The organism is Wenzhouxiangella limi (assembly GCF_010499265.1).
Classification (GTDB): Bacteria; Pseudomonadota; Gammaproteobacteria; order Xanthomonadales; family Wenzhouxiangellaceae; genus Wenzhouxiangella; species Wenzhouxiangella limi.
On record NZ_JAAGSC010000043.1, the window covers coordinates 223,387 to 247,357 of the forward strand.

Annotated in this window: 23 protein-coding genes; 14 read left to right on the top strand and 9 right to left on the bottom strand. The window is 64.3% G+C overall.

Annotated features, from left to right (window positions below; translation table 11 throughout):
- Positions 1-19 precede the first annotated feature (19 nt).
- The gene (locus G3I74_RS12885; RefSeq protein ID WP_164212011.1) at positions 20-3,136 is read right to left on the bottom strand and encodes an efflux RND transporter permease subunit; all 3,117 of its coding nucleotides are present in this window, start codon (positions 3,134-3,136) and stop codon (positions 20-22) included.
- Positions 3,133-4,353, bottom strand: coding sequence for an efflux RND transporter periplasmic adaptor subunit (locus G3I74_RS12890; RefSeq protein ID WP_203594736.1), 1,221 nt, complete (start codon positions 4,351-4,353; stop codon positions 3,133-3,135). The genes G3I74_RS12885 and G3I74_RS12890 overlap by 4 nt, the downstream gene beginning before the upstream one ends.
- A gap of 303 nt (positions 4,354-4,656) precedes the next feature.
- Between G3I74_RS12890 and rpsO the strand changes: the two genes are divergently transcribed.
- From rpsO to G3I74_RS12910, 4 genes are all read left to right on the top strand, one after another.
- Entirely contained in the window at positions 4,657-4,926 is a 270-nt protein-coding gene (gene rpsO / locus G3I74_RS12895) for a 30S ribosomal protein S15 (protein ID WP_164212013.1), read from the top strand.
- 92 nt (positions 4,927-5,018) lie between these two features.
- On the top strand, positions 5,019-7,115 hold the full coding sequence (pnp, locus tag G3I74_RS12900) for a polyribonucleotide nucleotidyltransferase (RefSeq protein WP_164212014.1): 2,097 nt from the start codon (positions 5,019-5,021) through the stop codon (positions 7,113-7,115).
- Between the two features lie 151 nt (positions 7,116-7,266).
- Positions 7,267-7,647 (top strand): DUF6165 family protein, encoded by a 381-nt coding sequence (locus G3I74_RS12905; RefSeq protein WP_164212152.1) that lies wholly within the window; start codon positions 7,267-7,269, stop codon positions 7,645-7,647.
- Between the two features lie 98 nt (positions 7,648-7,745).
- Positions 7,746-10,352 (top strand): OmpA family protein, encoded by a 2,607-nt coding sequence (locus G3I74_RS12910; RefSeq protein ID WP_164212015.1) that lies wholly within the window; start codon positions 7,746-7,748, stop codon positions 10,350-10,352.
- A gap of 55 nt (positions 10,353-10,407) precedes the next feature.
- Here G3I74_RS12910 and G3I74_RS12915 read toward each other — a convergent pair whose 3' ends face one another.
- Complete coding sequence (locus tag G3I74_RS12915; RefSeq protein ID WP_164212016.1) at positions 10,408-11,451, bottom strand: glycosyltransferase family 9 protein; 1,044 nt, start codon at positions 11,449-11,451, stop codon at positions 10,408-10,410.
- A gap of 14 nt (positions 11,452-11,465) precedes the next feature.
- Here G3I74_RS12915 and G3I74_RS12920 point away from each other — a divergent pair, with 14 nt between their 5' ends.
- Complete coding sequence (locus tag G3I74_RS12920) at positions 11,466-12,152, top strand: 3-deoxy-D-manno-octulosonic acid kinase (RefSeq protein WP_164212017.1); 687 nt, start codon at positions 11,466-11,468, stop codon at positions 12,150-12,152.
- Positions 12,153-12,171: 19 nt separating this feature from the next.
- On the opposite strand, the gene G3I74_RS12925 is transcribed toward G3I74_RS12920, so the two are convergent.
- Positions 12,172-13,107, bottom strand: coding sequence for an alpha/beta fold hydrolase (locus G3I74_RS12925; protein ID WP_164212018.1), 936 nt, complete (start codon positions 13,105-13,107; stop codon positions 12,172-12,174).
- A gap of 121 nt (positions 13,108-13,228) precedes the next feature.
- On the opposite strand from G3I74_RS12925, the gene G3I74_RS12930 reads away from it, so the two are divergent.
- Both G3I74_RS12930 and G3I74_RS12935 read left to right on the top strand, forming a co-directional pair.
- Complete coding sequence (locus tag G3I74_RS12930; protein ID WP_164212019.1) at positions 13,229-13,738, top strand: queuosine precursor transporter; 510 nt, start codon at positions 13,229-13,231, stop codon at positions 13,736-13,738.
- The gene (locus G3I74_RS12935; RefSeq protein ID WP_203594737.1) at positions 13,731-14,606 is read left to right on the top strand and encodes an EamA family transporter; all 876 of its coding nucleotides are present in this window, start codon (positions 13,731-13,733) and stop codon (positions 14,604-14,606) included. The genes G3I74_RS12930 and G3I74_RS12935 overlap by 8 nt, the downstream gene beginning before the upstream one ends.
- Before the next feature lie 20 nt (positions 14,607-14,626).
- Here G3I74_RS12935 and yidD read toward each other — a convergent pair whose 3' ends face one another.
- Complete coding sequence (gene yidD / locus G3I74_RS12940) at positions 14,627-14,902, bottom strand: membrane protein insertion efficiency factor YidD (protein ID WP_164212021.1); 276 nt, start codon at positions 14,900-14,902, stop codon at positions 14,627-14,629.
- Between the two features lie 79 nt (positions 14,903-14,981).
- Between yidD and dksA the strand changes: the two genes are divergently transcribed.
- Both dksA and G3I74_RS12950 read left to right on the top strand, forming a co-directional pair.
- Positions 14,982-15,410, top strand: coding sequence for an RNA polymerase-binding protein DksA (gene dksA / locus G3I74_RS12945; protein WP_164212022.1), 429 nt, complete (start codon positions 14,982-14,984; stop codon positions 15,408-15,410).
- Between the two features lie 163 nt (positions 15,411-15,573).
- On the top strand, positions 15,574-16,572 hold the full coding sequence (locus G3I74_RS12950) for an OmpA family protein (protein WP_164212023.1): 999 nt from the start codon (positions 15,574-15,576) through the stop codon (positions 16,570-16,572).
- A gap of 61 nt (positions 16,573-16,633) precedes the next feature.
- Here the strand turns inward: G3I74_RS12950 and G3I74_RS12955 are convergent, their stop codons facing one another.
- A complete protein-coding gene (locus tag G3I74_RS12955) occupies positions 16,634-17,056 on the bottom strand; it encodes a SufE family protein (protein WP_164212024.1) in 423 nt (140 codons plus the stop codon).
- Positions 17,053-18,414 carry a cysteine--tRNA ligase gene (gene cysS / locus G3I74_RS12960; protein ID WP_164212025.1) on the bottom strand — a complete coding sequence of 454 codons (1,362 nt, stop codon included), beginning with the start codon at positions 18,412-18,414 and terminating at the stop codon, positions 17,053-17,055. Before cysS ends, G3I74_RS12955 begins: the two co-directional genes overlap by 4 nt.
- Positions 18,415-18,493: 79 nt before the next feature.
- On the opposite strand from cysS, the gene pepQ reads away from it, so the two are divergent.
- On the top strand, positions 18,494-19,825 hold the full coding sequence (gene pepQ / locus G3I74_RS12965) for a Xaa-Pro dipeptidase (protein WP_164212026.1): 1,332 nt from the start codon (positions 18,494-18,496) through the stop codon (positions 19,823-19,825).
- A gap of 19 nt (positions 19,826-19,844) precedes the next feature.
- Positions 19,845-21,299 carry an FAD-binding oxidoreductase gene (locus G3I74_RS12970; RefSeq protein WP_164212027.1) on the top strand — a complete coding sequence of 485 codons (1,455 nt, stop codon included), beginning with the start codon at positions 19,845-19,847 and terminating at the stop codon, positions 21,297-21,299.
- On the opposite strand, the gene bfr is transcribed toward G3I74_RS12970, so the two are convergent.
- Together bfr and G3I74_RS12980 are read right to left on the bottom strand one after the other, a co-directional pair.
- Positions 21,263-21,748: a bacterioferritin gene (bfr, locus tag G3I74_RS12975; RefSeq protein ID WP_164212028.1), complete on the bottom strand. Its 486-nt coding sequence runs from the start codon at positions 21,746-21,748 to the stop codon at positions 21,263-21,265. The two genes, G3I74_RS12970 and bfr, sit on opposite strands and share 37 nt — an antisense overlap.
- A gap of 109 nt (positions 21,749-21,857) precedes the next feature.
- On the bottom strand, positions 21,858-22,097 hold the full coding sequence (locus G3I74_RS12980; RefSeq protein WP_164212029.1) for a (2Fe-2S)-binding protein: 240 nt from the start codon (positions 22,095-22,097) through the stop codon (positions 21,858-21,860).
- A 108-nt stretch (positions 22,098-22,205) separates the two neighbouring features.
- Between G3I74_RS12980 and G3I74_RS12985 the strand changes: the two genes are divergently transcribed.
- The 3 genes from G3I74_RS12985 to nei all read left to right on the top strand — a co-directional run bounded on the left by G3I74_RS12985 (position 22,206) and on the right by nei (position 23,963).
- Entirely contained in the window at positions 22,206-22,679 is a 474-nt protein-coding gene (locus G3I74_RS12985) for a DUF427 domain-containing protein (RefSeq protein WP_164212030.1), read from the top strand.
- Positions 22,680-22,754: 75 nt separating this feature from the next.
- The gene (locus G3I74_RS12990) at positions 22,755-23,135 is read left to right on the top strand and encodes a DUF423 domain-containing protein (protein ID WP_164212031.1); all 381 of its coding nucleotides are present in this window, start codon (positions 22,755-22,757) and stop codon (positions 23,133-23,135) included.
- 6 nt (positions 23,136-23,141) lie between these two features.
- Positions 23,142-23,963, top strand: a complete 822-nt coding sequence (nei, locus tag G3I74_RS12995) for an endonuclease VIII (protein WP_164212032.1) — start codon at positions 23,142-23,144, stop codon at positions 23,961-23,963.
- The last annotated feature ends 8 nt before the right edge of the window (positions 23,964-23,971 follow it).

Consider the following 23,971-nt stretch of genomic DNA (forward strand, 5'->3'; position numbering starts at 1 on the left):
CGCGCGGTCAGGCCACGACTCAGGCCAGCGCCGCCCGCCGCCGCTGCATAAGCCCCTGGATATCCTCGATCATCATGTAAAAGCACGGCACCACCACCAGCATGATGGTGGTGGCAAACAGGATGCCGAAGCCCAGCGAGATCGCCATCGGGATGAGGGCGGCGGCCTGGATCGAGGTCTCCAGGATGATCGGGGCCAGCCCGCCGAAGGTGGTGATGGTGGTCAGCATGATGGGCCTGAAGCGGCGTGCGCCGGCCTTGATGATGGCGTCTTCGGCCGACATTCCGGCGCGCTGGCGGTTGGCGTAGTGGACCATGATCAGGGCGCCGTTGATGACCACGCCCGACACCGCCACCACCCCGAGCATGCTGACCAGCGACAGGTCGTAGCCGAGCAGAATGTGGCCGAGGATGCCGCCGACGATGCCGAAGGGGATGGCCAGCATCACGATCAGCGGCTGGATGTAGCTGCCAAAGGCGATCGCGAGCAGCGCATAGACGGCGAACAGGGCCAGCCCGAAGCCGCCCCACAGGGCGGCGGTGGACTCGCGCAGTTCTGCCTGGCTGCCCTCGAAGGTCCAGGTGATGCCGGGGAAGTCGGCGCGCAGCTGGGGCAGGACGTCATCGTTGACGGCTGCGAGTACGCGGGTGACGGCGGTCTTGGGCTCGACGTCGGTGCCCACGTTGATGATGCGCCGGCCGTCTCTGCGGTTGATGGAGGTAAACGCCTGGCCGGTCTCGATGCGGGCGACATCGGCCAGCGGCACTTCGACGCCGTTCGAGGTCCGCAGCATGAAAGTCTCCAGGGTCTGGATGTCGTCGCGCTCTTTCTCCGGCAGCCGCACCCGGACCTCGATTTCGTTGGTGCCGCGCAGATAGCGCATCGCGATGTCGCCGAAAAACGCGCCGCGCAGCTGGCGGCCGACCTCGACCGGGGTCAACCCCAGAGCCTGGCCCTCGGGCAGCAGGGTGAAGTCCAGCTGGGCCTTGCCGCGGTCGTAGTTGTCGTTGACGTCGCGGGTGTCGGCAAATTCCTCGAGCCGCTCGACCAGTGCGGTCGCGGCTCTTTCGAGCACCGTGATATCGGAGTGGCTCAAGTCGATGCTGATGTCGTCGCGCCAGCTGCCCGGTCCGCGCTCGGCCTCGAAGGTGATCTGGTCGACGCCCTTGATGTCGCCGATCTGGTCGCGCCACAGCTCGATCACCTCCTGGGTGGTGATGTCGCGCTCGGCCGGCGGCAGCAGGACGATTTCGACATCGATGAAGCGCCGGCCCCAGACGTTGGTCTTGATGCCTTCGGCCGCCTCGTGGAGATCGTTGTCCTCGAACATCTGGTAGGTGGCCTCGGTGATCCGCGCGGCCATTTCGGCGCTGACGTCGCGGGTCGTGCCCACCGGCAGCCGGACGCCGGCCTCGATCTCGTCGGCCGGCTGCTGCGGCATCATGATCATGCCGATGTGGTCGCTCATGGCGTAGCCGCCGGTGACTGCCAGCAGAACGACCGCGCTGGTCAGGGTGACGTAGCGCTGGCGCACGCAGCGCTCCAGGAAGGGCTTGTAGCGGGTATCGACCCAGTTCGAAAAACCGCGCGAAAACCGGCGCTGGACGCCGTGCAGGGTCTCGCCGACGGCGGCGTGCGAGCGTTCGCGGATATGGGCCAGGTGCGAGGGCAGGATGAACAGGGCCTCGAGCAGCGACAGCGCCAGCACGGTGATGACCACCACCGGCATCGGCGACCAGTACTGGCCCATGATGCCGGGAATGAACAGCAGCGGCAGGAAGGCGACGATGTTGGTCAGGATGCTGAAGGTGACCGGCCAGGCCATCTCGCTGGCCCCGACGATGGCGGCATCGATCATGCTCAAGCCGCGCTCGCGGTGCTCGTAGACGTTTTCGCCGATCACGATTGCGTCGTCCACGACGATGCCCAGCGCGACCAGGAAGCCGAACATCGAGATCATGTTGATGCTTACCCCCAGCGCCGGCAGCAGGTTGATCGCCCCTACAAAAGAGATCGCCATGCCCATCATGATCCAGAAGGCCAGGCGCGCCTCCAGAAACAGCGCCAGGATGAGCACAATGATGACGATGGCCAGGGCGCCGTTTTTGAGCAGCAGGTTGAGCCGGTCGGCGAACTCCTCGGCGCGGTTGGAATCGATGCGCCAGCTCACGCCCTCGGGCAGGCTGGACGCCAGATCATCGAGCACCGTCTGAACGGCGTCGGCCACCTGCAGCGGCGACTGGGTGCCGACCCGGAAGATCTCGAGCTCGATCGAGGGCTGGCGGTTGAACTGGGCGTGAAAGCCGACCTCCTCGAACCCGTCGCGCACCTCGGCGATGTCGCCCAGGCGCAGCGGCGCACCGGTGGCGGAGCTGGCGATAATGATCTCGTCCATCTCGCGCGCCCACTCGCGGCGTTCTTTCATCCGCAGCAGGATTTCGCCGCGGCTGGTGTCGATGGCGCCGGCCGGCACGTCGCGGCTGGAGCGCTCGATCAGGTTGGCGACCTCGGCCAGCGTCATGCCGTACTCGCGCAACACGTCCTGCGGGATCTCGACGTGGGTGATGTAGGCCGGGACCCGGTTGAGCTCGACCTGGGTGATGTTGGGCTGGTTGAGCAACTGGTCGCGCACGCGCTCGGCCAGCTGGCGCAGCGACCAGATATCGATATCGCCGTACAGGCCGATTTCCATGACGTCGCGCTGCCACGAGCGCAGCCGCACCCTCGGTTCTTCCGTGTCGACCGGAAAGGTGCGGATCTGGGAGACGGCCTGGTCGACGTCCTGGTAGACCCGCATGCGGTTGACGCCGGCGACCAGCTCCAGGTTGATCGAGCCCGAGCCCTCGCGGGCGGTTGAGGTGAGCTCCTGGATGCCCTGGACCCCGCGCACGGCTTCTTCGACCGGCAGCAGAATGCCTTGCTCGACCTCTTCCGGTGCCGCGCCGGGGTAGGACACGCTGACGTCGACGAAGTCCAGCTCGTAGCGCGGCTGGACTTCCTTTTGCATCGTGATCGCCGTCCACACGCCGCCGGCCAGCAGAATAATCATCGCCAGGTTGGCCGCGATCGGGTTGCGCGCCATCCAGGCGATCGGGCCACGGACGCCGGGTCCGCTGCCGGTCGGCGAGTTGCTCATGACGGGCCGTCCGGACCGGCGTCGTCCTTCTCGTCGATTCTCAGCCGTAGCCCTTCGCGTACCGTGGCCAGACGCGTGGTGACCACCAAATCTTCGGCGGCCAGGCCTTCGTCGATGTAGGCGTAGCGCTCGTCCTGAAAAACGATGGAGACCGGGCGGATCGCCAGCCGCCCGTCGACCATCAGCCAGACGGTGTCGTCGGCGCGCACGTACTCACGCTCCAGGCGCACCACATCGGCCATCTCGCGGCCGTCGATTCTCGCCTCCACGTACTCGCCCAGCATCAGGCGCGGCCGGGCCGGATCGCCTTGGCGCGCCAGCGGATCATCGACCGCAATCAGGATGCGCGCCAGGCGGGTGGCGCCTTCCAGTTCGCCGATCAGGCGAAAAACCTCGCCTTCGCGCACCGCATCGGCCGGCCAGGCGGTGCGATTGCGGATCACGGCGCTCGATCCTTGCTCATCGCCATCGGGGATCGCCAGCCATGGCAGGCGCGAGACCGGGACAGTGGCCTCGATCCAGAAGGTGTCCAGGCCGACCAGTCGGCCCAGCGCCGCGCCGGTCCCGACCTGCGAGCCGAGGTTGATGTCGCGGCTGAGCACGTGGGCATCGAACGGCGCCTCGACGCGGGTGCGGCTCAGGTTCAGCTCGGCCTGCTCGACGTCGGCCCGGGCCGCCTCCACGCGGGCGCGGGCGGCCCGACCCTGCGGCTCGCGCAGCACCAGGGCGCGCCGGTCCGGCGGCAGCTCGCGATTCAAGCGCTGATAATCGGCCGCTGCCGCGGAGCGCTCAGCCTGCTCGATTTGCAGGCTGGCCAGGGCCTGCTCCAGGTTGGTGCGGCTGCGCTGCAGGGCGACCTCGTAATCGGCCTCGTCGATCGCTACCAGCACCTCGCCGGCGTCGACAAACCCGCCCGGCACGAAAGACTCGTGCAACTCGAGGACCTGGCCCTCGATCCTGGCGCTCAAGGCAATCTCGCGCGCCGGCCGAACCGTACCCATGGCCGCGATCACGGGGCGGAAGCTGCCGAACTCGCCCTGGGTGACGTCGACCAGCGAGGCCGACTGGCGGACGGCGCCATCGCGTTCGGCGGTCGGTTCGGTGCTGAAGGTCACGAAAATCAGCGCCGCACCGCCAGCAATCAGGGCGGCACAGATGAGCGCGGTCTGGATCATTCTGCCGCGCGGGTTTTTCCGGGTGTCGGGTGGGTGAGTCACGCTTGTTATCAGTCCTTGGTTTTCGTGGCGTTGGCCGAACCACGCGTTGCAAGCCTAATCGATCAGGACATCAGGCCAATGTGAAGGTTTCGACAGCGGCCCGGACCGTGGAGGCGGTCGTTTTTCTTGTCACCGGCGCTTTCGAGCGGTTACAATGACGGGCTTGACTGATTGCGGCGACGGACGGCTTTTGCACAAAGCCCGGCTTGATGGCGGTTCGGTGATCGATACCGGACAGACTAATTCAAGGGGGTTTTCTGAAAAAGCCTGGTCGCCCACCGACTTTTTGGAGAATGAGTACAGATGTCACTGACGGCAGAACAAAAGCAGCAGGTTGTACAGGAACACCAGTTGTCCGAGGGCGATACCGGGTCTCCGGAGGTGCAGGTCGCCTTGCTGACCGCGCGCATCCAGGAGCTGCAGGGCCATTTCGCAGAGCACAAGAAGGATCACCACTCGCGCAGAGGCCTGCTCAAGCTCGTCAACCAGCGTCGGTCGCTGCTCGACTACGTCAAGAAGAAAGACGTCCAGCGCTACCGTGATCTGATCGAGCGTCTGGGCCTGCGTCGTTAAGACCTCAAGGCTTTCCGACTGGAATTGAACACCCCGGCGGCTTTCATGGCTGTTCCGGGGTGTTTTGCATTGCGACAAGTGGAGATGAAGTAGTGAAAAAGTTTACCAAGACGTTCAAATTCGGCGAGCACGACGTGACCCTGGAAACCGGCCACGTAGCCCGTCAGGCCGACGGCGCGGTGCTGGTCACCATGGCCGACACCGTCGTGCTGGTCACCGCCGTAGCGCGCAAGGAAGTCAAGCCGGGCCAGGCATTCTTTCCCCTGACCTGCAACTACCAGGAAAAATTCTATGCCGCGGGCCGGATTCCCGGCGGCTTCTTCAAGCGCGAGGGACGTCCGACCGAAAAGGAAACCCTGACCTCACGGCTGATCGATCGCCCGCTGCGGCCGCTGTTTGCCGACGGTTTCATGAACGAGACCCAGGTCATCGCCACGGTGATGTCGTCCAACCCCGAAGTCGATGCCGACATCCCGTCGCTGATCGGCGCGTCGGCGGCCGTCACCCTGGCCGGTCTGCCTTTCGATGGACCCATCGGGGCGGCCCGCGTCGGTTTCGTCAACGGCGAATACGTGATCAACCCCACCCAGACGCAGCTCAACGAATCGCGCCTGGACCTGGTGGTTGCCGGGACCTCCAAAGCCGTATTGATGGTCGAGTCCGAAGCCGACCTGCTGACCGAGGACGAGATGCTGGGCGCGGTCACCTTCGGTCATGAACAGATGCAGGTCGCCATCCAGGCGATCGAGGAACTGGCTGCCGAGGCCGGCAAGCCGAAGTGGGACTGGCAGCCGCCGGCCAAGCCGGAAGGCCTGGCCGAGAAGGTCGCCGAGCTGGCCAGCGCCGAGCTTGCCGAGGCCTACGCCATCACCGACAAGATGGCTCGCCGCGAGGCGATCGGTGCCGTGCGCCAGAAAGTCGTCGATGCGCTGTGCCCGGAGGGAGCGGAAGGCGAACCGGAGGTCGACGAGGTCAAGCAGGCCTTCAGCAAGCTGGAGAAAAATCAGGTTCGCGATCGCATCCTGTCCGGCAACCCGCGCATCGACGGCCGCGATCTGACCACCGTGCGCCCGCTGGACATGCAGCTCAGCGTGTTTCCGCGCACCCATGGCTCAGCCCTGTTCACCCGCGGCGAGACCCAGGCCATGGTGGTGGCCACGCTGGGGACGGGCCGCGATGCGCAGGTAATCGATGCGCCGGAAGGCGAGTCTAAAGAACAGTTCATGCTGCACTACAACTTCCCGCCCTTCTGCGTCGGTGAGACCAGCTTCATGCTCGGGCCCAAGCGCCGCGAGATCGGCCACGGCCGGCTGGCCAAGCGTGCCCTGATGGCCGTGGTGCCCACCGGCGAGGATTTCCCCTACGTGTTGCGGCTGGTCTCGGAGATCACCGAGTCGAACGGCTCGAGCTCCATGGCCACCGTCTGCGGCGGCTCGCTGGCGCTGATGGATGCCGGCGTGCCGATCAAGGCGCCGGTGGCCGGCATCGCCATGGGCCTGATCAAGGACGGTGACCGCTTTGCGGTGCTGACCGACATTCTGGGCGATGAAGATCACCTCGGTGACATGGACTTCAAAGTTGCCGGCTCCGAAGACGGCGTCACGGCGCTGCAGATGGATATCAAGATCGACGGCATCACCGAGGAAATCATGCGTGTGGCGCTGCAGCAGGCCACCGACGCCCGTCGCCACATCCTGTCGCAGATGAACGAGGTCATCAAGACCCCGCGTTCGGAGATGAGTCAGTACGCCCCGCGTCTGTTCACCATGAAGGTCCACCCGGACAAGATTCGCGACGTGATCGGCAAGGGCGGCTCGACCATCCGCGCCATCACCGAGGAGACGGGCACGACCATCGATATCCAGGACGACGGCACGGTGACCATTGCCTCGGTCAACCAGGCCGCGGCCGACGATGCGCGCAAGCGTATCGAGCAGATCACCGCCGATGTCGAGGTGGGGACGATTTACGAAGGCACGGTCACCAAGATCATGAACTTCGGCGCCTTCGTGACCATTCTGCCCGGCAAGGATGGTCTGGTTCACATCTCCCAGATTTCCGACGAGCGGGTCGAGAACGTGACCGACGAGCTGGCCGAAGGCGACAAGGTCAAGGTCAAGGTGCTGGAAGTCGACAAGCAGGGCCGCATTCGTCTGAGCATGAAGGCCCTCAACGAGAACAAGGACTGACATCGTTGGCTGCTGCCGTGGCAGCACTCGTTCGAAAAAGCCGCCTGGGTTCCCGGCGGCTTTTTTGCTTTACCGGATCGGCATTGCTGCATGGTCGACTGGCTCGTGCGGCCCTGTCTGAATTTTTTAGGAGGCAACAACCGTGCAACTGATGACCCCCGTGTCCCCCGGTGAGCTGCTCGACAAGCTCACCATCCTCGATATCAAGGTCGAGCGCATCGAAGACGCCGAGAAGCGCGCCAACGTCGCCCATGAAAAGCAACTGCTCGAGGCGGTCTGGCGCGAGTCGAATCTTGAAAATGCCGAGACCGTTCGCCTGCGCGCCGAACTCAAAGCGGTCAACGAGCAACTCTGGGATATCGAAGACGCCATTCGCGACGAAGAACGCGACCGGCGCTTCGGCGAGCGCTTTATCGAACTGGCCCGCTCGGTCTACGTGACCAACGATAAGCGCGCAGCCATCAAAAAAGCCATCAATCAGGAGCTGGGCTCGAAGATCGTCGAAGAAAAGTCCTACAGCGATTATCGCTGAACTGCGGGCGCTTTGTCGCCATTGGAAATGCCGTAAAACCCTAGCTGCTATACTGTCAGCCATCACCGAATACTGCCTGCTAAGGGGACAATCGCGACATGAAAAAGCTTTTACTGGCGGCCATGGTGGCCGTTTCCGGCAATTTGGCTGCGCAGGTCGACGCTCAGCCTGAGGATCAAGCGCGGGCGATGAATCAGTCGCCGACCCTGACCTTTGCCGGCGATCGCTACCGAGTGGGCGTGGGTATCGACACCGAATTCGACTTCATCGGCGAGTTCACGGCGGCCTTGACCGAGTCTCCAAGCTCGGCCCTGATCGGCGAGGGCTGGCTGGGGCGAAAAAGTGCCGGCGGGCTGAAACTCAACTATCACTGGTTGTTCGGGGGCAGCTCCGAGTTGGGTCCCGACGGGCCGGTTTACACTGACGGCCGCGTAGCCAAACTGTTTGTCGCCGCCGATCAGAACCAGCACGATGACCGCAAGCTCACCCTGGGCGCAGGCTATGAGTACGAGGACTGGTTCATGAGTCTTTACGGTATGCGGGCCCTGACCGACGAGCGCCTGGTCAACCGCGCCGTGGACTTAAGCGAAATCACGGTGCGCGGCGAGCTGGACGGTCGCGGCTTTACCCGGATCGACCAGCTGGAGCGGGTGACCGAGCTGTTCGAAAAGCCGTTCGACTGGGGCGTCGGCCTGCGGGCGGGACGCTACTACGACGATCGCCTGCTGCGGCTGCGCGGCGGACTCGATTACGAAAACGGCGATTTCGGCAATACACAGCTGACCGCATCGTTTACCGCCGATCGGTTTTTTGCCGGCACACCGCACGGCCTGTCGCTGCGCACGGGCTGGGCGGTCAAGCGCGGCGACCTGGTCGAGGATCGCAACGATCTGCGCGCCTCGCTGGTTTACAGCTATAGCTTTGGCGGCAACCACCGCCCGGTTCGGGTTTTCCGCGAGCAGGCGGTCGAAGTGATGCCCGAGCCGCGTTTTGAAGAGCGGGCGGTGGCCACCGAGGTCACGCTGTCCGACCAGGCCACGTTTGGACTCGACAGCGCTGAGCTGCGTTCGGGCGCGCGCGAGACCTTGTCGGAATTGCTGGGGGCGATCCGGGAAGGGCGCTTGGTCGGTCGCATCCAGGTGGTCGGCCATACCTGTGACCTGGGACCCGCGGCATACAACCAGCGCTTGAGTGAGCGGCGGGCGCAGTCTGTCGTTGATTACCTGCGCTCGGCCGGCATCGAAGCCGATGAAATTACCTGGGAAGGGCGCGGCGAGAGCGAGCCCCGGTACCCCAACGACAGCGAAGAGAACCGCAGCCGCAATCGCCGGGTCGAGATCGCTTTCGTGACCGAGCAGTCGCGCACTGAACGCGTCCAGGTGAGCCCGGAGGGCCCGATTACCGAGATGCGACAGGTCGAAGTACCCGTGGAGGCCCCGTGGATCCGACGCGCGCTGCGCAACCCGGTCCAGCACAAGCGCGAGGTCGATACCTATCGCTTTGAGGAAGTGACCGATACGATCACCGAGGGCGAGGTGGTACTGGACAATCAGCCGCCGCAGGCAAGCGACAGTTCGTTTAGCGTTGAGCAGGACTCGACAGACAACCGGCTTGACGTGCTGGCCAACGACAGCGATCCGGATGGAGACGCGTTGACGATTGTAGACGTGACCAGCCCAGGCAACGGCGAAGCCGTGATCAGCGGTGATGCGGTCCTCTACACGCCGGCCGAGGATTTTTTCGGCACTGACCAATTCAGCTATACGATCGACGACGGCCTCGGTGGCCAGGCGATGGCGACCGTTACGGTATCCGTCGATCGCGCCAATCTGGTGCCTGAAGCCAACGACATATCCTTCAGCGTCGAGCAGGATTCCAGCGACAACCGGCTTGACGTGCTGGACAACGACAGTGATCCGGACGGAGATACGCTGACGGTTGTGGACGTAAGCAGCCCGGCCAACGGCGAGGCCGTCATCAGCGGCGATGCGGTTTTGTATACGCCGGCGCCGGAATTTTCCGGTACAGACGAGTTTACTTATACGGTTGATGACGGCTTCGGCGGCCAGGCGACGGCGACCGTAACGGTGACGGTCAGAAGCGCTAATCAGTCCCCACAAGCCAATGATGTCAGCGCGAGCACGCAGCGCACTCAGGTGGTGGATATCGACGTGCTGGCCAGTGCCAGTGATCCGGATGGTGACCGTTTGCAAATATCGGATTTCGACCAGCCGGCCAATGGGTCAGTGGTTCAGTCGGGAGAGTTGCTGCGATACCAACCGGACCAGCTTTTCTTTGGCGAGGATACGTTCAACTTCACCGTTGACGATGGTCGCGGTGGCCAGGCAACCGCGCAAGTGGTGGTCAGCGTGGCCTTTGCCAACCAGGCGCCGGTGGCGCAGCCCGATGCTGCGTCAGGCCCGCCGGGCGTGCCGATTACAGTGGATGTGCTGGCCAACGATTCCGATCCGGATGGCGACCCGCTCGAGATCATTGACGTCGTCCGGGTCACTTCTGCGGGGGCGGAGACCACGATTAACGATGACGGGACGATTTCGTTTTCCATCAGCGCCAGCTGCAATGGCTTCAATTTGTTCCGCTATACCGTGCGCGATCCGTTTGGCGCCACAGCCACGGCTAACGTGACGGTGCGTCGTGAGTCCGAAGAATCTGGAACCGAGTCGAACCTCGAATGTTTCCTGTAACGGAAAGACGGAGCATGGGGTTGCCGAGCTAAAGCATTCGCAGGCGATCAGGGATCTATTGAGCCATTAACAGCGGCTGAAGGCGGACGACGACATCTTCAGCGCGGATCAGGTCCATGACCCTTGGGTACTCCAGCCGGCGTCCCCAGCGCAGTGCCTCCGGCGGCTTTCCGGTAAATTTCCGCGCGGCTTCGGGATAGCGGTCCACGCAGTGCTCCAGGCTGCCCAGCGGTCCGGAGCGGCGCGACCAGGTCGCGGCGTACAGGCCGACGACTGGCGTGCCCATGGCCGCGGCGAAGTGGGCCGGTCCGGCGTCGGGCGAGATCACGCAGGCAGCGCGCTCCATCATCGCCAGCGCCTGATCCAGCGTGTCCTGGCCGATGAGGTTGAGTACCGGTGCTTTCGTTTCCCGGAGGATCTGCTCGCCCAGATCGCGCTCGGTTACGCTGGGACCGCCGACCAGAATGACCGGTCGTCCGGCCTGTTGGACGATCCAGTCGGCGACCCGGGCATAGCCGGTCGCGTGCCAGTTGCGCCCCGGATGGCTGGAAGCCGGGCTGATCAGCACCGCCTGGTCCGCTTCGGGCTGGTACCGAAGGGCGAAAGCCCGGCCGGCATCGGTGACCGGCAGGGTCCGTTCCGCAGCGTCCGTAGACAGTCCGAGATGTTCGGCGAAGGAGCGTAACGCCACGGCCTGATGCTGGAAAGGTGATTCGTTGATGCGCTCATTGATGACCAGCCCGTGCCCTTCGCGCGAGCGCTGACGGTCGAAGCCGATTCGGCGGCGGGCACGAACCAGCAGGGACAGCAGGTTGGCGCGCGCCGAAACCTGAGCATGGAGCAGAATGTCGAAGCGGCGCCCCTGCAGCTGGCGACGAACATGCGACCAGGCAGCAAGCCCCGCCTTCTTGTTGAATACAATGAATTCCACGCCCGGCAGTGATTGGACCAGGCGATGTTCGGCCCGGCCGATAATCCAGGTCAGGCGCGCTTCGGGCCAGGCTTGCTGCAGGGTTCGGACCAAGGGCACGGTATTGCAGACATCGCCCAGGGCGGAGAGGCGCAGCAGGCAAACGGAGGTCGGTTTGGCCGATGGCATGAGGAGTACAGCTCTTGGAACGAGTCCTGGAAACGCGAGCAGGGACCTGCATTCTAGTCGATGCCGATGTGTCGGAGCCGGTGGACATCGATTGGTTCGATCCGGCCTGGTGGCAGCGGCGCGGGGCGGTTCGTCAGCAGCTGGGAGGTCGCGGACAGGCTCTGCTGCTCGATGCACCGATTGGCGAGCTGGTGCTGCGCCGGTTTCAAAGAGGTGGGCTGGTCGCCCGTTTTTCCAGCGACCGCTACGTTTGGCAGGGTGTTGATCAGACCCGATCCTTTCGCGAGTTTCGCCTGCTTCAGCGGCTTCGGGAACGCGGGCTGCCGGTGCCCGCGCCCGTCGCTGCCAGCGCCAAGCGCCAGGGCCTGTTCTATCGCGCGGGACTGCTGACCCGTCTGATTCCGGAGGCCAGGGAGCTGGCGGGGCTGGCCGAGGCGCTTTCGCTCACGCAGTGGCGCGAACTGGCCGGGACCCTGGACGATTTCTTTGCCGCCGGCTTATGGCATCCGGATCTGAATGCACGTAATCTGCTGCTGGATGCGCAGGGACGCTGGCATCTGCTCGACCTGGATCGGGCATGTCTACGGGCCGCCCAAGTCGATGGCACAAAGATGCGCCGGCGGCTGGCGCGTTCACTTGAGAAGCTGGCGGCCCCCGGCTGGCGGCCGGGGTTTGATGCGACGCTGGGGAAGGATCTTTGAGGCGAGACGTGCGAACCCGTCAGACGCCGCGATGGGTGCGTGCGATTGCCTCGACAAAACCCAGCCAGGCTTCCGCGGTGATCTTTGGCGCCTCCAGCATGGGCAAGTGGCCGACCTTGTCCAGAACCAGCACTTGCGTTGTCGGCATCAACTCGGCCAGCAAGGCCGCGCCCGAGGGATGCAGCACCTGATCGGCCTGGCCCCAGGTGATCAGAGCCGGTATCGGCAGATCGCGGGCCAGTTCTTCCAGTGGTCGCGAGTCGTAGCGCATGGCGTCGAAAATGCGCTGGGCGCGCACGGCGTGGGCCATTGCCCGCAGGGCCAGGAAACGCAACAGCGGTGCGGGGATCCAGGGGGGGCGGACGAAACAATAGTCCATCAGGCGCCGAAAGTCGGCCGGATCGCGAACCACCAGCGGGTTATGGCGCTCCTCAGCAACCTCCTCGAAGACCGGCGACAGCTGGGCGGTGTGCAGGCCGCCCGGCGCCAGCAGCCACAGCGCACGGACGCGTTCCGGCGCCTGTCTGGCCATCGCCACGGCCAGGTAGCCACCCATGGAGTTGCCGCCAAGATAGAAATGGTGCACGCCAAGCGCATCCAGCCAGCCGAGAATGCGCCGGGCAAGCTCCTCGATGCGGAAGCTGGGAAGGTCTTCGATTCGGGTGTCGCCAAAGCCGGGCAGATCCGGGGCTAGAATGCGAAAATGCGCCCGCAGCCTGGCAGAAACTCGACAAAAATGGTCGGCGTCGGCGTTGAATCCGTGGAGCAGCACCAGCGGCTCGCCGCAGCCGCCCTCGAGGTAGTGCCACTCAATCCCGTCGTGATCAATGTGGCGGCTGCCAAGACCTGCCCGCCGTCGCTCGGCCCACTGGAAGAAACGCCCCAGCGGCCTGGGCCACAGCCGCCAGAACAGGACGGCCAGCCCGAGCAGAAGCAGCGCAATAAACCACAGCATCATTTTTGCCGATAACCCGTCTGCCAGATGAGCGACACCACGCCGGAAGCATACCTGAACTTTTTCGGCCCCGGGGCGGCTTACACTGTCGCACCACCGAGATGGCACATGCAATGAAAACATGAACCAGCAGGGCGGATTGACGCTGCTGACCGCGGCCATGGTGGCGATCGTGGCCAGCGCGAATTATCTGGTGCAGTTTCCGGTCAACGAGTGGCTGACCTGGGGCGCGCTGACCTACCCGATCTCTTATTTCGTCACCGATCTGACCAATCGCTGGTACGGGTCGGAGCTTGCGCGCCGCGTGGTCTATGTCGGCTTCGTGCTCGCAGTGATTTTGTCGGTCTGGCTGGCCAGCCCACGGATCGCGCTGGCTTCGGGCACGGCTTTTCTGGTGTCGCAGCTGATGGATGTCGCGATTTTCAACCGTCTTCGTGAGCACTCGTGGTGGCGAGCGCCACTGATTTCGAGCGTGCTGGGGTCCCTGGTGGATACGGCGCTGTTTTTCGCGCTGGCTTTCTATGGCACTGACTTGCCCTGGGTCACCCTGGCGAGCGGCGATTACGCGGTCAAGGTCGCCATTGCCGGCATGATGTTGGGCCCCTACCGGATGCTTGTGGCGCGTGGGTGAGTTCTTTTCGGTCGCCTGCGCGGCCTGCTGGGCGCTGGCGGTGGTGTTGTTCCGGCGCTCGGGGGAAACCTTGCCGGCCTTCGAGCTCAACCTGTTCAAAAACCTGCTGGCGAGTGCCCTGATGGTGCCCACCATCCTGATTTTTCATGGTCCCGCGCTGCCCGGCTACAGCCTGCCGGAGTGGGGCATCGTCCTGTTGTCGGGGCTGGTCGGAATCGCCATCGCCGATACCTGGTACCTGCGCGCGCTCAACCTGATGGGGGCCAGTCGCACCGGCGTGGTTGCGATGCTGTTCTCGCCCTTTGTGGTGCTTTTTTCGGTTCTTTTTCTGGCCGAATCCCTGCGCCCGCTACAGTATCTGGGCTTTATCGTCGTTCTGGCCGGCGTATTGCTGGTGACCTGGCATCGAAATCGCCAGGAGATCAGCCTTCGGGCGCTTCGCCTGGGCGTTGCGTTCGGCGCCGGGAGTGTTCTGCTGATGGCGCTGGGCATTGTCATGGTCAAGCCCATCCTGGAAACGCACGAATTTCTATGGACGATGGGCGTTCGACTGGCTGCCGGTGTGGCGGGAATGCTGGTCTATGTGCACGTCGGCCGCGGCTGGCAGCGGATGGGCATTCATTTCCGTGCCTCCCAGCCCTGGCCAACCATCATTTTTGCCAGTGTGATGGGCAGCTATGTCTCCATGATGCTGTGGCTGGCCGGCTACAAGCTGACCCAGGCTTCCATCGCCTCGGTCCTCAACGAAACCGCTTCTGCCTTTATCGTTCTTTTGGCCTGGCTGGTGCTGGGCGAACCGTTGACCCGGCGCAAGCTTGCCGGAGTAAGCCTGGCGTTTGCTGGCGTGAGCCTTGTCGTGTTGCTTTGAGGGTGAGCTTATCCCCGAGTTTACGAACGCGAGGACGGGTTGCCTGTCTCGTCGGTACCGGCAGGATGGTCGGGCTCGGGGTCGGTGCCGGGCACCGGATCGTGGCCTCCGGCGCATAGCGGGTGGCAGCGCAGAATGCGTTTGAACGCCAGCCAGCTGCCGCGGCCCGCGCCGTACAGCTCGATGGCCTGCCGAGCGTACACTGAGCAGGTGGGTGTGAAACGGCACTGTCCGCCAATCCAGGGTGAAAGGACATAGCGGTAGGCGCGAATCAGGGCCAGCAGAAAGCGTTGCATACGGGTTGTGTCGTCTCGGTGTTTAACCTATATAATTGCAGGTTTGCTGTTTCAACAGGCGCGAGGCAAACTGATCTCCATGTCCAATAACAGTGTAAAACTGCCCAAGGGGTACAAGCCGTCCGAGGATGAGGAGTATATGTCCCCGGAACACCTGGAATACTTTCGTCAGATGCTGCTGAAATGGCGAAGCGAACTGATCGAGGAATCTCAGGAGACCATCAACAATCTGCGCGGAGAAGTCCGCGACGTCGGGGATGAGGCCGAACGGGCCAGCCGGGAGACGGAAAACAGCCTCGAGTTGCGCACCCGCGACCGCTATCGCAAGCTGCTGGGAAAGATCGACCAGGCGCTGGGTCGGGTCGAAGACGGCTCTTACGGGTACTGCGAGGAGACCGGCGAGGAGATCGGTCTGGCGCGCCTGGAAGCACGGCCGATCGCTACGCTCTGCCTGGATGCGCAGGAGCGCTGGGAGCTCAAGCAAAAGCAGATGCGTGACAGCCGCTGACTCAGCTGCCCCAGCGGAAGGTGTCTGGAACTTTGCAATCGTTAATAATGTCCACTCGTGAGCGGAACTAAAATTTCAGGTTCCGGTGAAAGCATGGGTCGGCCAGGTCGGCAAGCGCTCATCCGGACGTGATATCTCAATGGAAGAGGGAAGTGAAATGAAGATGAGCATGCTGACGATGGCCGTTGGCGCCGTCGCGATGATGAGTCAGGCGGCCGTGGCCGAAACCGACTTCGACGATCGCTGGTATATTTCACCGGCCGTCGGCTTTGCCCGGCCACACGACGACCGGCTGGGCGATGATGGTCCTTATTACGGCCTGAGTTTCGGGCGTTTCGTGACGCCGCAGTTCAGCGTCGACCTGCGACTGGATCGCTACAAGACCGAGTTCGACGAGCAGACGCCCGGCGACAGCGAGACAATCCGCCTCAACTCCTACGGGGTGGTCGGTCGCTACCACCTTGATGTCGGCGACGCTGCGACCCGGCCGTACCTGCTGATCGCGGGCGGGATCCAGGAACACGCCAGCTACTTCGACGACGGTCGCGACATTTACGGCTCGCTCGGTGCCGGGCTGGCTCATCGGCTGAACGATCGTTTGTCGCTGCGCGCCGAGCTGGAGGGTCGCTACGACAACGACCGCGACACCTTCAACCGCTCGCGTGGTTTCATAGATATCCTCGGGACGGTTGCGCTCACCGTTCGCCTGGGTGAACTGCCCCCGCCACCGGCACCGCGCTCCGAGCCGGCGCCGCCTCCGCCGCCCCCAGCGCCTGCTCCCGAGCCGGAACCGGAGCCGGAGGTGATCTTCGAGTTCGATGCCATGGTGACCTTCGAGCTGGATTCGGCCGAGCTGCGGTCCGAAGCGGTTGCGGAACTGAACGAAGCCGCCGCCCTGCTCAATCTGCACGAGGAACTGGTGCGGATCGAAGTGGCCGGGCACACCTGCGACCTGGGGCCTGAAGCCTATAACCAGGGCCTGTCCGAGCGCCGAGCGAGCGCGGTTCGGGATTATCTGGTCGACGAAGGCGACGTGGATCCGGACCGTCTGGTCATAAGCGGATACGGTGAAGACCGGCCGAAGGTGCCAAACACTTCCACCGAGAACCGACAGCAAAACCGTCGGGTTGAGCTGGTGGTGCTGGAGCGCAGCGACGACTGATCGCTTGCAGATAAACCTGTGAAAAAAGCCGGCCCTCGCGCCGGCTTTTTTCATGGGCGCTTCAGGATCGGGCCGAGGCGGCCGTGTTGCGCACGGCCTGAAGCATGGCGGCCAGCCCGTTGGCGCGGGTGGCCGAAAGATGTTCGCTCAAGCCGATCGCTTCGATGAACTCGGGCTCAGTGGCCAGGATTTCCTCGGCGCTGCGCCCTGAATACACGCGCAGAAGCAGCGCGATCAGCCCCGAAACAATGGCCGCATCGGAGCAGGCGCGGAACTCCAGGCGCTGGGCGTCACCCTCGGGAATGAACCAGACGTTGGACTGGCAGCCGGCGAGCAGCCGGTCGTCGGTTCGCTGTTCGGGCGGCACGGGCGGCAGTTTCTTGCCCAGGTCGATCAGGTACTGATAACGCTCCATCCAGTCTTCGAAAAAACCGAACTCCTCGATGATTTCCTGCTGGGCCTGTTGCGCGGTCGCTGTACTCATCGGTTGGCGGTCTCCCAGGTCGTTCCGTTTGGGCCATCTTTCAACACGATACCTTGCCTGGCGAGATCATCGCGTATGCGGTCGGCGGCGGCAAAGTCGCGCTGCTGTCGCGCGGCGTTGCGTTGTTCGATCAACTCTTCAATCTCATCGGGCTCGATGTCGACTTGTGCGCTGCGGCGCTCGGACCATTCTTCGGGTGATTGCTGAAGCAGTCCGAGCACGGCGCCGCTGGTGCGCAGGCAGGCTGCGGCGGTGCCGTCGTCCGATCCGACCCGGCGCGCGACCTGGTTGAGGGCGGCCAGAGCGGTGGGCGTGTTGAGATCGTCTTCCAGCGCAGCGACGACCGCCGCATCCGGCTCGGCGGCGCGGCCATCGTCGTGGTCTTGCAGCAGACCATAGAGGCGATCGAGCGTGGCCTGGGCCTGCTCCAGCGCCTTGTCCGACCAGTCCAGCGGCTGTCGGTAATGGGCCGACAGCAGGACATATCGCATCACCTCTCCGGGCCACTGCTTGAGCAGTTCATGCACCACCAGGGTATTACCCAGTGACTTCGACATCTTGCGCTTGTCGACAGTCACGAAGCCGTTGTGCATCCAGTAGCGGGCAAAGACTTCCGTGCCGTGCGCGCAGCGACTCTGGGCGATCTCGTTTTCGTGGTGCGGAAAGACCAGATCCTGGCCGCCGGCATGAATATCGATCACCTCGCCGAGATGAGCCGCCGACATGGCCGAGCACTCGATATGCCAGCCGGGGCGGCCGCGCCCCCAGGGGCTGTCCCAGCCGGGCTGGTCCTGGGTCGATGGTTTCCACAGCACGAAATCACCGGGGTTGCGCTTGTAGGGCGCAACCTCGACCCGTGATCCGGCGATCATCTCGCGTCGATCGCGGCGCGAAAGCTGACCATAGTCGGGGAAAGTGCCCACGTCGAACAGGACATGCGCTTCGGCGACATAGGCGTTTCCCTGCTTGATCAGGCGCTCGATCATGGCGATGATTTCGGCGATATGGTCGGTCGCGCGCGGCTCGATGGTCGGCTGTTCTACCCCCAGTTTGGCCATGTCGGCGTGGTAGGCGTCGGCATAGCGCCGCGAGATGACGCTGATCGGCACGCCCTCGCTGGTTGCGGTCTGATTGATCTTGTCGTCGACGTCGGTGATGTTGCGGGCGTAGACCACGGAGGGAAAATTGCGACGGAGGACGCGGTAAAGCAGGTCGAAGATCACCGCCGGGCGCGCGTTGCCGATGTGGGCATAGTTGTAGACCGTCGGGCCGCAGGCGTACATCGTTACCCGTTCGGGATCCTGCGGCACGAAGGCTTGCTTGCGCCGGGTCAGGGTGTTGTAGATCTCTAGGCTCATGGCGTCGGTGCGCTTGCGTGCGCGCTACAATTCGGGGCGAAGACAGCTTGCCAGTTTACCCAATTTCCCAAGGCCGCCCATGAACCTGACCCAGGAACTGCTCTACGCCCGCCACCTCGAGCATCGTCGCGACGTGGTCGATCAGGCGCTGGCCCGGCTCGGCTACGACGCCCTGCTGATCCACTCCGGCCGCCCGCGCGCGCGCTTGTTCGACGACCAGCATCCGCCGTTTCGCGCCCACGCGCCGTTTGTGGCCATGGTGCCGCTGCCGCTGGCCGCTGACTGCCTGCTGGAGTTCCGGGTCGGCGAGCGGCCCCGTCTCTGGTACTGCCAGCCGGAGGATTTCTGGCACATGGCACCCTCCGACCCGGAACCCTGGTGGGCGGATTCTTTTGAAATACGTGCCGTCACTGATGCCGCGGCGTGGGCGTCGCGTTTCCGCAACCGGCGCGCGCTGGCCGCGATCGGTGATCCGGCGGATTTGGGACCGCTGGGCGAGGAAGTTGCGCTCAACCCGCCCGATCTGCTGCACTGGCTGGCCGAAGATCGGACGGTCAAGACCGCCTGGGAACGCGAATGCCTGCATCGCGCCAACGACGTCGCCGCCAGCGCGCACCGGACCGCGGCCGATGCGTATCGGGCCGGGAGCAGCGAACTGGAGATCCACCTGGCCTATCTGGCCGCTGCTGGTCAGGACCAGGATCAGCTGCCGTATTCGAGCATTGTCGCGCTCAACGAGCACGCTGCCGTGCTCCACTATCAGCACCGCTGTCCGGAAAGGCCGGCGTCTGCGCGCAGTTTTCTGATTGACGCCGGCGCCAGCCACTGCGGCTACGGCAGCGATATCACCCGGACCTGGACCAGCCATGCCGACAGCGGACCTTTTGCGGCCCTGATCAGCGAGATGGACGCCCTCCAGCAGCGGCTGTGCCGCGCGATGTGTCCGCGGGTCTCTTTTGTTGACCTGCATCGCCAGGCGCATCATGGCATCGCCCACATCCTCCACCACGCCGGGATCGTCGATCTGCCGGCCGATGAGATCGTGGAGGCCGGGATCAGCCGCTATTTCTTCCCGCACGGACTCGGACATTTTCTGGGCGTGCAGGTGCACGACGTCAACGGTCTGGTCGACGCCGACGGTCAGGCGCTGGCGCCGCCGGCGTCGGATCCCCATCTTCGGCTGACGCGGGAACTGGTCGCCGGCAACGTGGTGACCGTGGAGCCGGGCTTGTACTTCATCCCGATGCTGCTGGAGCGGCTGCGGGCCAGCGAGTTCTCAGGCCGGATTGACTGGACGGCGGTGGAGCAGTTGCGCAGCTTCGGCGGCATCCGCATCGAGGACAACGTGCTGGTGACCGAGTCCGACCCGGTCAACCTGACCCGCAAGGCTTTTGCCGCCGCAGTCGCTTAACTCGAACTGGGCCGGTGGCATGACCAGGGACTTTCTCGCCGATCTTGCCGGCGTGCTCGATGCGCCCGGCCTGCTGTTGCCGGGCCAGGACCTGACCCGCTACGAGCGCGAGTGGCGCGGCCGCTACGAGTCCCGGGCGCTGGCCGTGGCCCGGCCGGCGGACGTCGCCATGCTCTCTGCGCTGGTGGAGTGTTGCCTTCGTCATGGCGTGGCCATGGTGCCCCAAGGCGGTAATACCGGGCTGGTCGGTGGGGCCGTGGCCTGCGGCGAGCGGCGCGAGCTGTTGATCAGCCTGGAGCGCCTGCGCGCGGTGCGCAAGCTTGATTCCGACTCGGCCTGCCTGACGGTCGAGGCCGGCTGCACGCTGGGCGCGACGACCCGGGTGGCTGCCGCGCAGGGCTGGCGCTTGCCGCTGGCGCTGGCCTCCGGCGACAGCGCCACCATCGGCGGTGTGTTGGCGACCAACGCCGGCGGCAACGAAACCATCCGCTTCGGCAACGCCCGGCACATGGTGCTCGGGCTGGAAGCGGTGCTGGCCGATGGATCGATCTGGCGCGGGCTGTCGCCGCTGCGCAAGGACAACGCCGGCTACGATCTGGCCCAGCTGCTGGTCGGCTCGGAAGGCACGCTGGGCATCATCACTGCCGCATCCCTGGCGCTCAAGCCGCTGCCGCGCCAGCGCGAAGTCGCCTGGCTGGCCGTTCCGTCGCCGGCTTCAGCCCTGGCAGTACTGCGCCGGGTGCGCCAGGCCGTGGGAGAAACCATCACTGCCTTCGAGGTCATGCCGGCCCTGGCGATCGAGTTCGCGCTGGCGCATCGGCCCGGCGCGCGCTGCCCGGTCGACCCGCAAGCACCTTGGCACGTGCTGCTCGACTGCGATTGCGCTGCGGCCGGCCAGTGGTTGGGCGAGGCCGTGCTCGAATGCCTGGAGGCCGAATGTGCGGCCGAAAACGTCACCGATGTCGTCGTCGCCCAAAGCCAGGCGCAGGCCGATGCCTTCTGGCAGATCCGAGAAAGCATCTCGGATGCGCAAAAAGCCGGCGGGGTCAGCCTAAAGCACGACATCTCGGTGCCGATCGCGGCAATTCCCGGCTTCATCGATCAGACGCTGGCGCGGCTACGCGACCGAGTGCCGGGCATTCGCCCCTGCGTGTTCGGTCATTTCGGCGACGGCAACCTGCACTTCAATCTCACCCAGCCTCGCGAGATGGCAGCCGAAGCGTTCCGGGCGCGCGAGGAGGAGATCAACGAGCTGGTGTTTTCCAGCGTGCTGGCGGTGGGCGGTTCGATCGCCGCCGAGCACGGCATCGGCTTGCTGCGCAAGGGCTGGATGGCAAAAAGCGCCGATCCAGCGGCGCTTTTTGCGATGCAGCGGATCAAGCGGGCGCTTGATCCGCTGGGCTTGATGAACCCGGGCAAGGTGCTCGAAGTCGATTATTACTCGTCAGCGTCAGCCGGCGACATCTGCGACTGAAGGTAGTTCTGCTCGCCAAGGCGATCCATCAGCGCAAGCTGGGTCTCGAGGTAATCGACGTGGCCTTCTTCGTCCTCGAGAATCTTCTGGAACAGGTCCCGGCTGCCGTAGTCGCGGGATTTCTCCGCGTATTCGACGGCATCGCGGTACATCGGAATGGCTTCGTGCTCCAGCGCCAGATCGCATTCCATGGCCTCGCGCGGGGTTTCGCCGATTTTCAGTCGACCCAGATCCTGTAGATTGGGCAGGCCTTCGAGGAAGAGAATGCGCTTGATGATTTCATCGGCGTGCTGCATTTCCTCGATGGATTCCTGGTATTCCTTTTTGGCCAGACGCTCCAGGCCCCAGTCCTCGAACATGCGCGAGTGGAGAAAATACTGGTTGATGGCGGTCAGTTCGCCCTTGAGTGCCTGGTTCAGCAGTTCGATAATTTTTGGATCGCCTTTCATCTTTATTCCTTCAAAGAAATGTAACGGGTGCGGGTTGGATCACAACCAACCGTCATGATACCGCAGCGCCGTGCAGCGAAGGTGGTCGAAGGCGGAGACCGCGGAACGCCTAGAGGGCGTTGCCGGCAAGAACCTGCAGGGACGAGGCCTGTTGCGGTCTTGCGTGCACCGAGAGAATGACTTCCTCGGCAAATTCCCGGCAGCTTCCGCATACGCTCGAGCAACCCGTCAAGGCCTGGATTTCATTGAAACCCAGCCCCTCCTGGGCCAAAGAGCGGATGGTGTCTTCCTTGAGTCGATTGCAGATGCATACGTACATGGTGACCATAATGTAGCAAATGCGAATCATTGTCAATCTTGATCCAGATCAATTTTGGCGCGGGTCTGCGGTTTCGCTTGATTTTGACGCTCGACGGGGCATGGTCCCTGGCCGTCCAACAGCGAATTCGCAGCCCTCATGAAGCTATTGCCCGAGCAGGAATCGGTCTGGGATTACCCGCGCCCGCCGGCCATCGAGTCGATCGACTGGCCCCTGAAAGTGGAACACGCCGGCCACGTGCTGGCCGAGACGACCGCGGGCGTGAGGGTTCTGGAGACTTCGCATCCGCCGTGCTTCTATTTCCCTGAAGCCGACGTTGACTTCCGCTACCTGGAGCCGAGCCAGACCCGGACATTCTGCGAATGGAAAGGGCAGGCGCGCTACTGGCATCTGCGCATCGGTGATCAGCTGATTCACGACGTCTGCTGGGCCTATCCCGATCCGACCGATGCCCGCCTCAGCGCTCGCGTGTCGTTCTACGCCGGGCGCGTGGAGGCCTGTTACGTGGCCGGCGAGCGCATCCGGCCGCAGGAAGGTGATTTCTACGGCGGCTGGATTACCTCCTGGGTGAAGGGGCCGTTCAAGGGCGGGCCCGGTACGCGCGGCTGGTAGCCGCGCCCGGCTTTGGCGTTTTGCTGATTGCGCTCGGGCCATACTCGGCGCTGACTTTGCATTGGGACGCCTGCCATGAATCCTGTTCTTCTTCTCGGTGCACTGCTGGGGCTGCTTTCGGTCATCATCGGCGCCTCGGCCGAGCATCTCATCCAGCAGCGCGTGGACGACGAGGTCTGGCGCTGGGTCATGACCGCCGTGCGCTATCACCAGGTCGGCGCGGTGGTCGTGACCGCGCTGGGTCTGGGCCTGGCCGCCGGTGCGCGGCCGGCTCGGCGTCTCAATCTGGCGGCCGGGTTCCTGGTGGCCGGCACCGTGCTTTTCAGCTTCAGTATTTATGCCGCGGCGCTGACGGGTATCGACGAGTTGACCTACGTCACGCCGCTGGGTGGTGTGACCCTGATGTTCGGCTGGCTGCTGCTGGCCTGGGCGGCGCTGGGCGTGACCCGGGACTGACCCTGGATGCCTGAGGGGCCGGAGATGTACCGGATGGCGCAGAAAGTGGCCGAAACGGTGGCCGCGGCGCCCTTGACCGAGGTCTGGTTTGCCTACCCTCATCTGCAGGCCCGGGCCGCCGAGCTGGCCGGTCAGCGCGTCTGCCGGGTTCGCACCCAGGGCAAGGCGCTGCTGATCGAGTTCGAGCAGGGCCATACGATCTATACCCACAACCAGCTCTACGGGCGCTGGATGTTTTCAGCCCCCGATCGCCGCCCGGATACGCGCCGGCAGCTGCGCCTGGCGCTGAGCACCCTGCAGCGCTCGGCGCTGCTCTACAGCGCCTCCCAGATCGATCTGATCGAGCCGGGCCGGCTGGCAGACCATCCGTTTCTGCGCCGCGCCGGGCTCGATGTGCTCTCGACTAGCGCCGACCCCGCGGCCATCGAAGAGTGGATCGCGCAACCGCGCTTTGCCCGGCGGCGGCTGGGCCATCTGCTGCTCGACCAGTCCTTTCTGGCCGGCGTCGGCAACTACCTGCGCTCCGAAATCCTGTACCTGGCTCGCCTGCACCCTGACACCCGTCCGGTCGACCTGGGCGGCGATCAGCGGCGCGCCCTCGCCACAGCCGTTAGCGATCTGATGTGGCGGTCGGTCGAGACCGGCGGGATCACCAACGATGCGGCGCGGGTGGCGGCGCTGCGCAAGGCCGGCTGGCGCCGCCGGGATTATCGCCACTTTGTTTTCGGCCGTGCTGGACAAAGCTGCTTTGAGTGCGACCGGGCAGTGGCGAAGATCGTGGTCGCCGGACGGCGCCTTTACCTGTGTCCGGGCCACCAGGCGCATTAAAATAACGG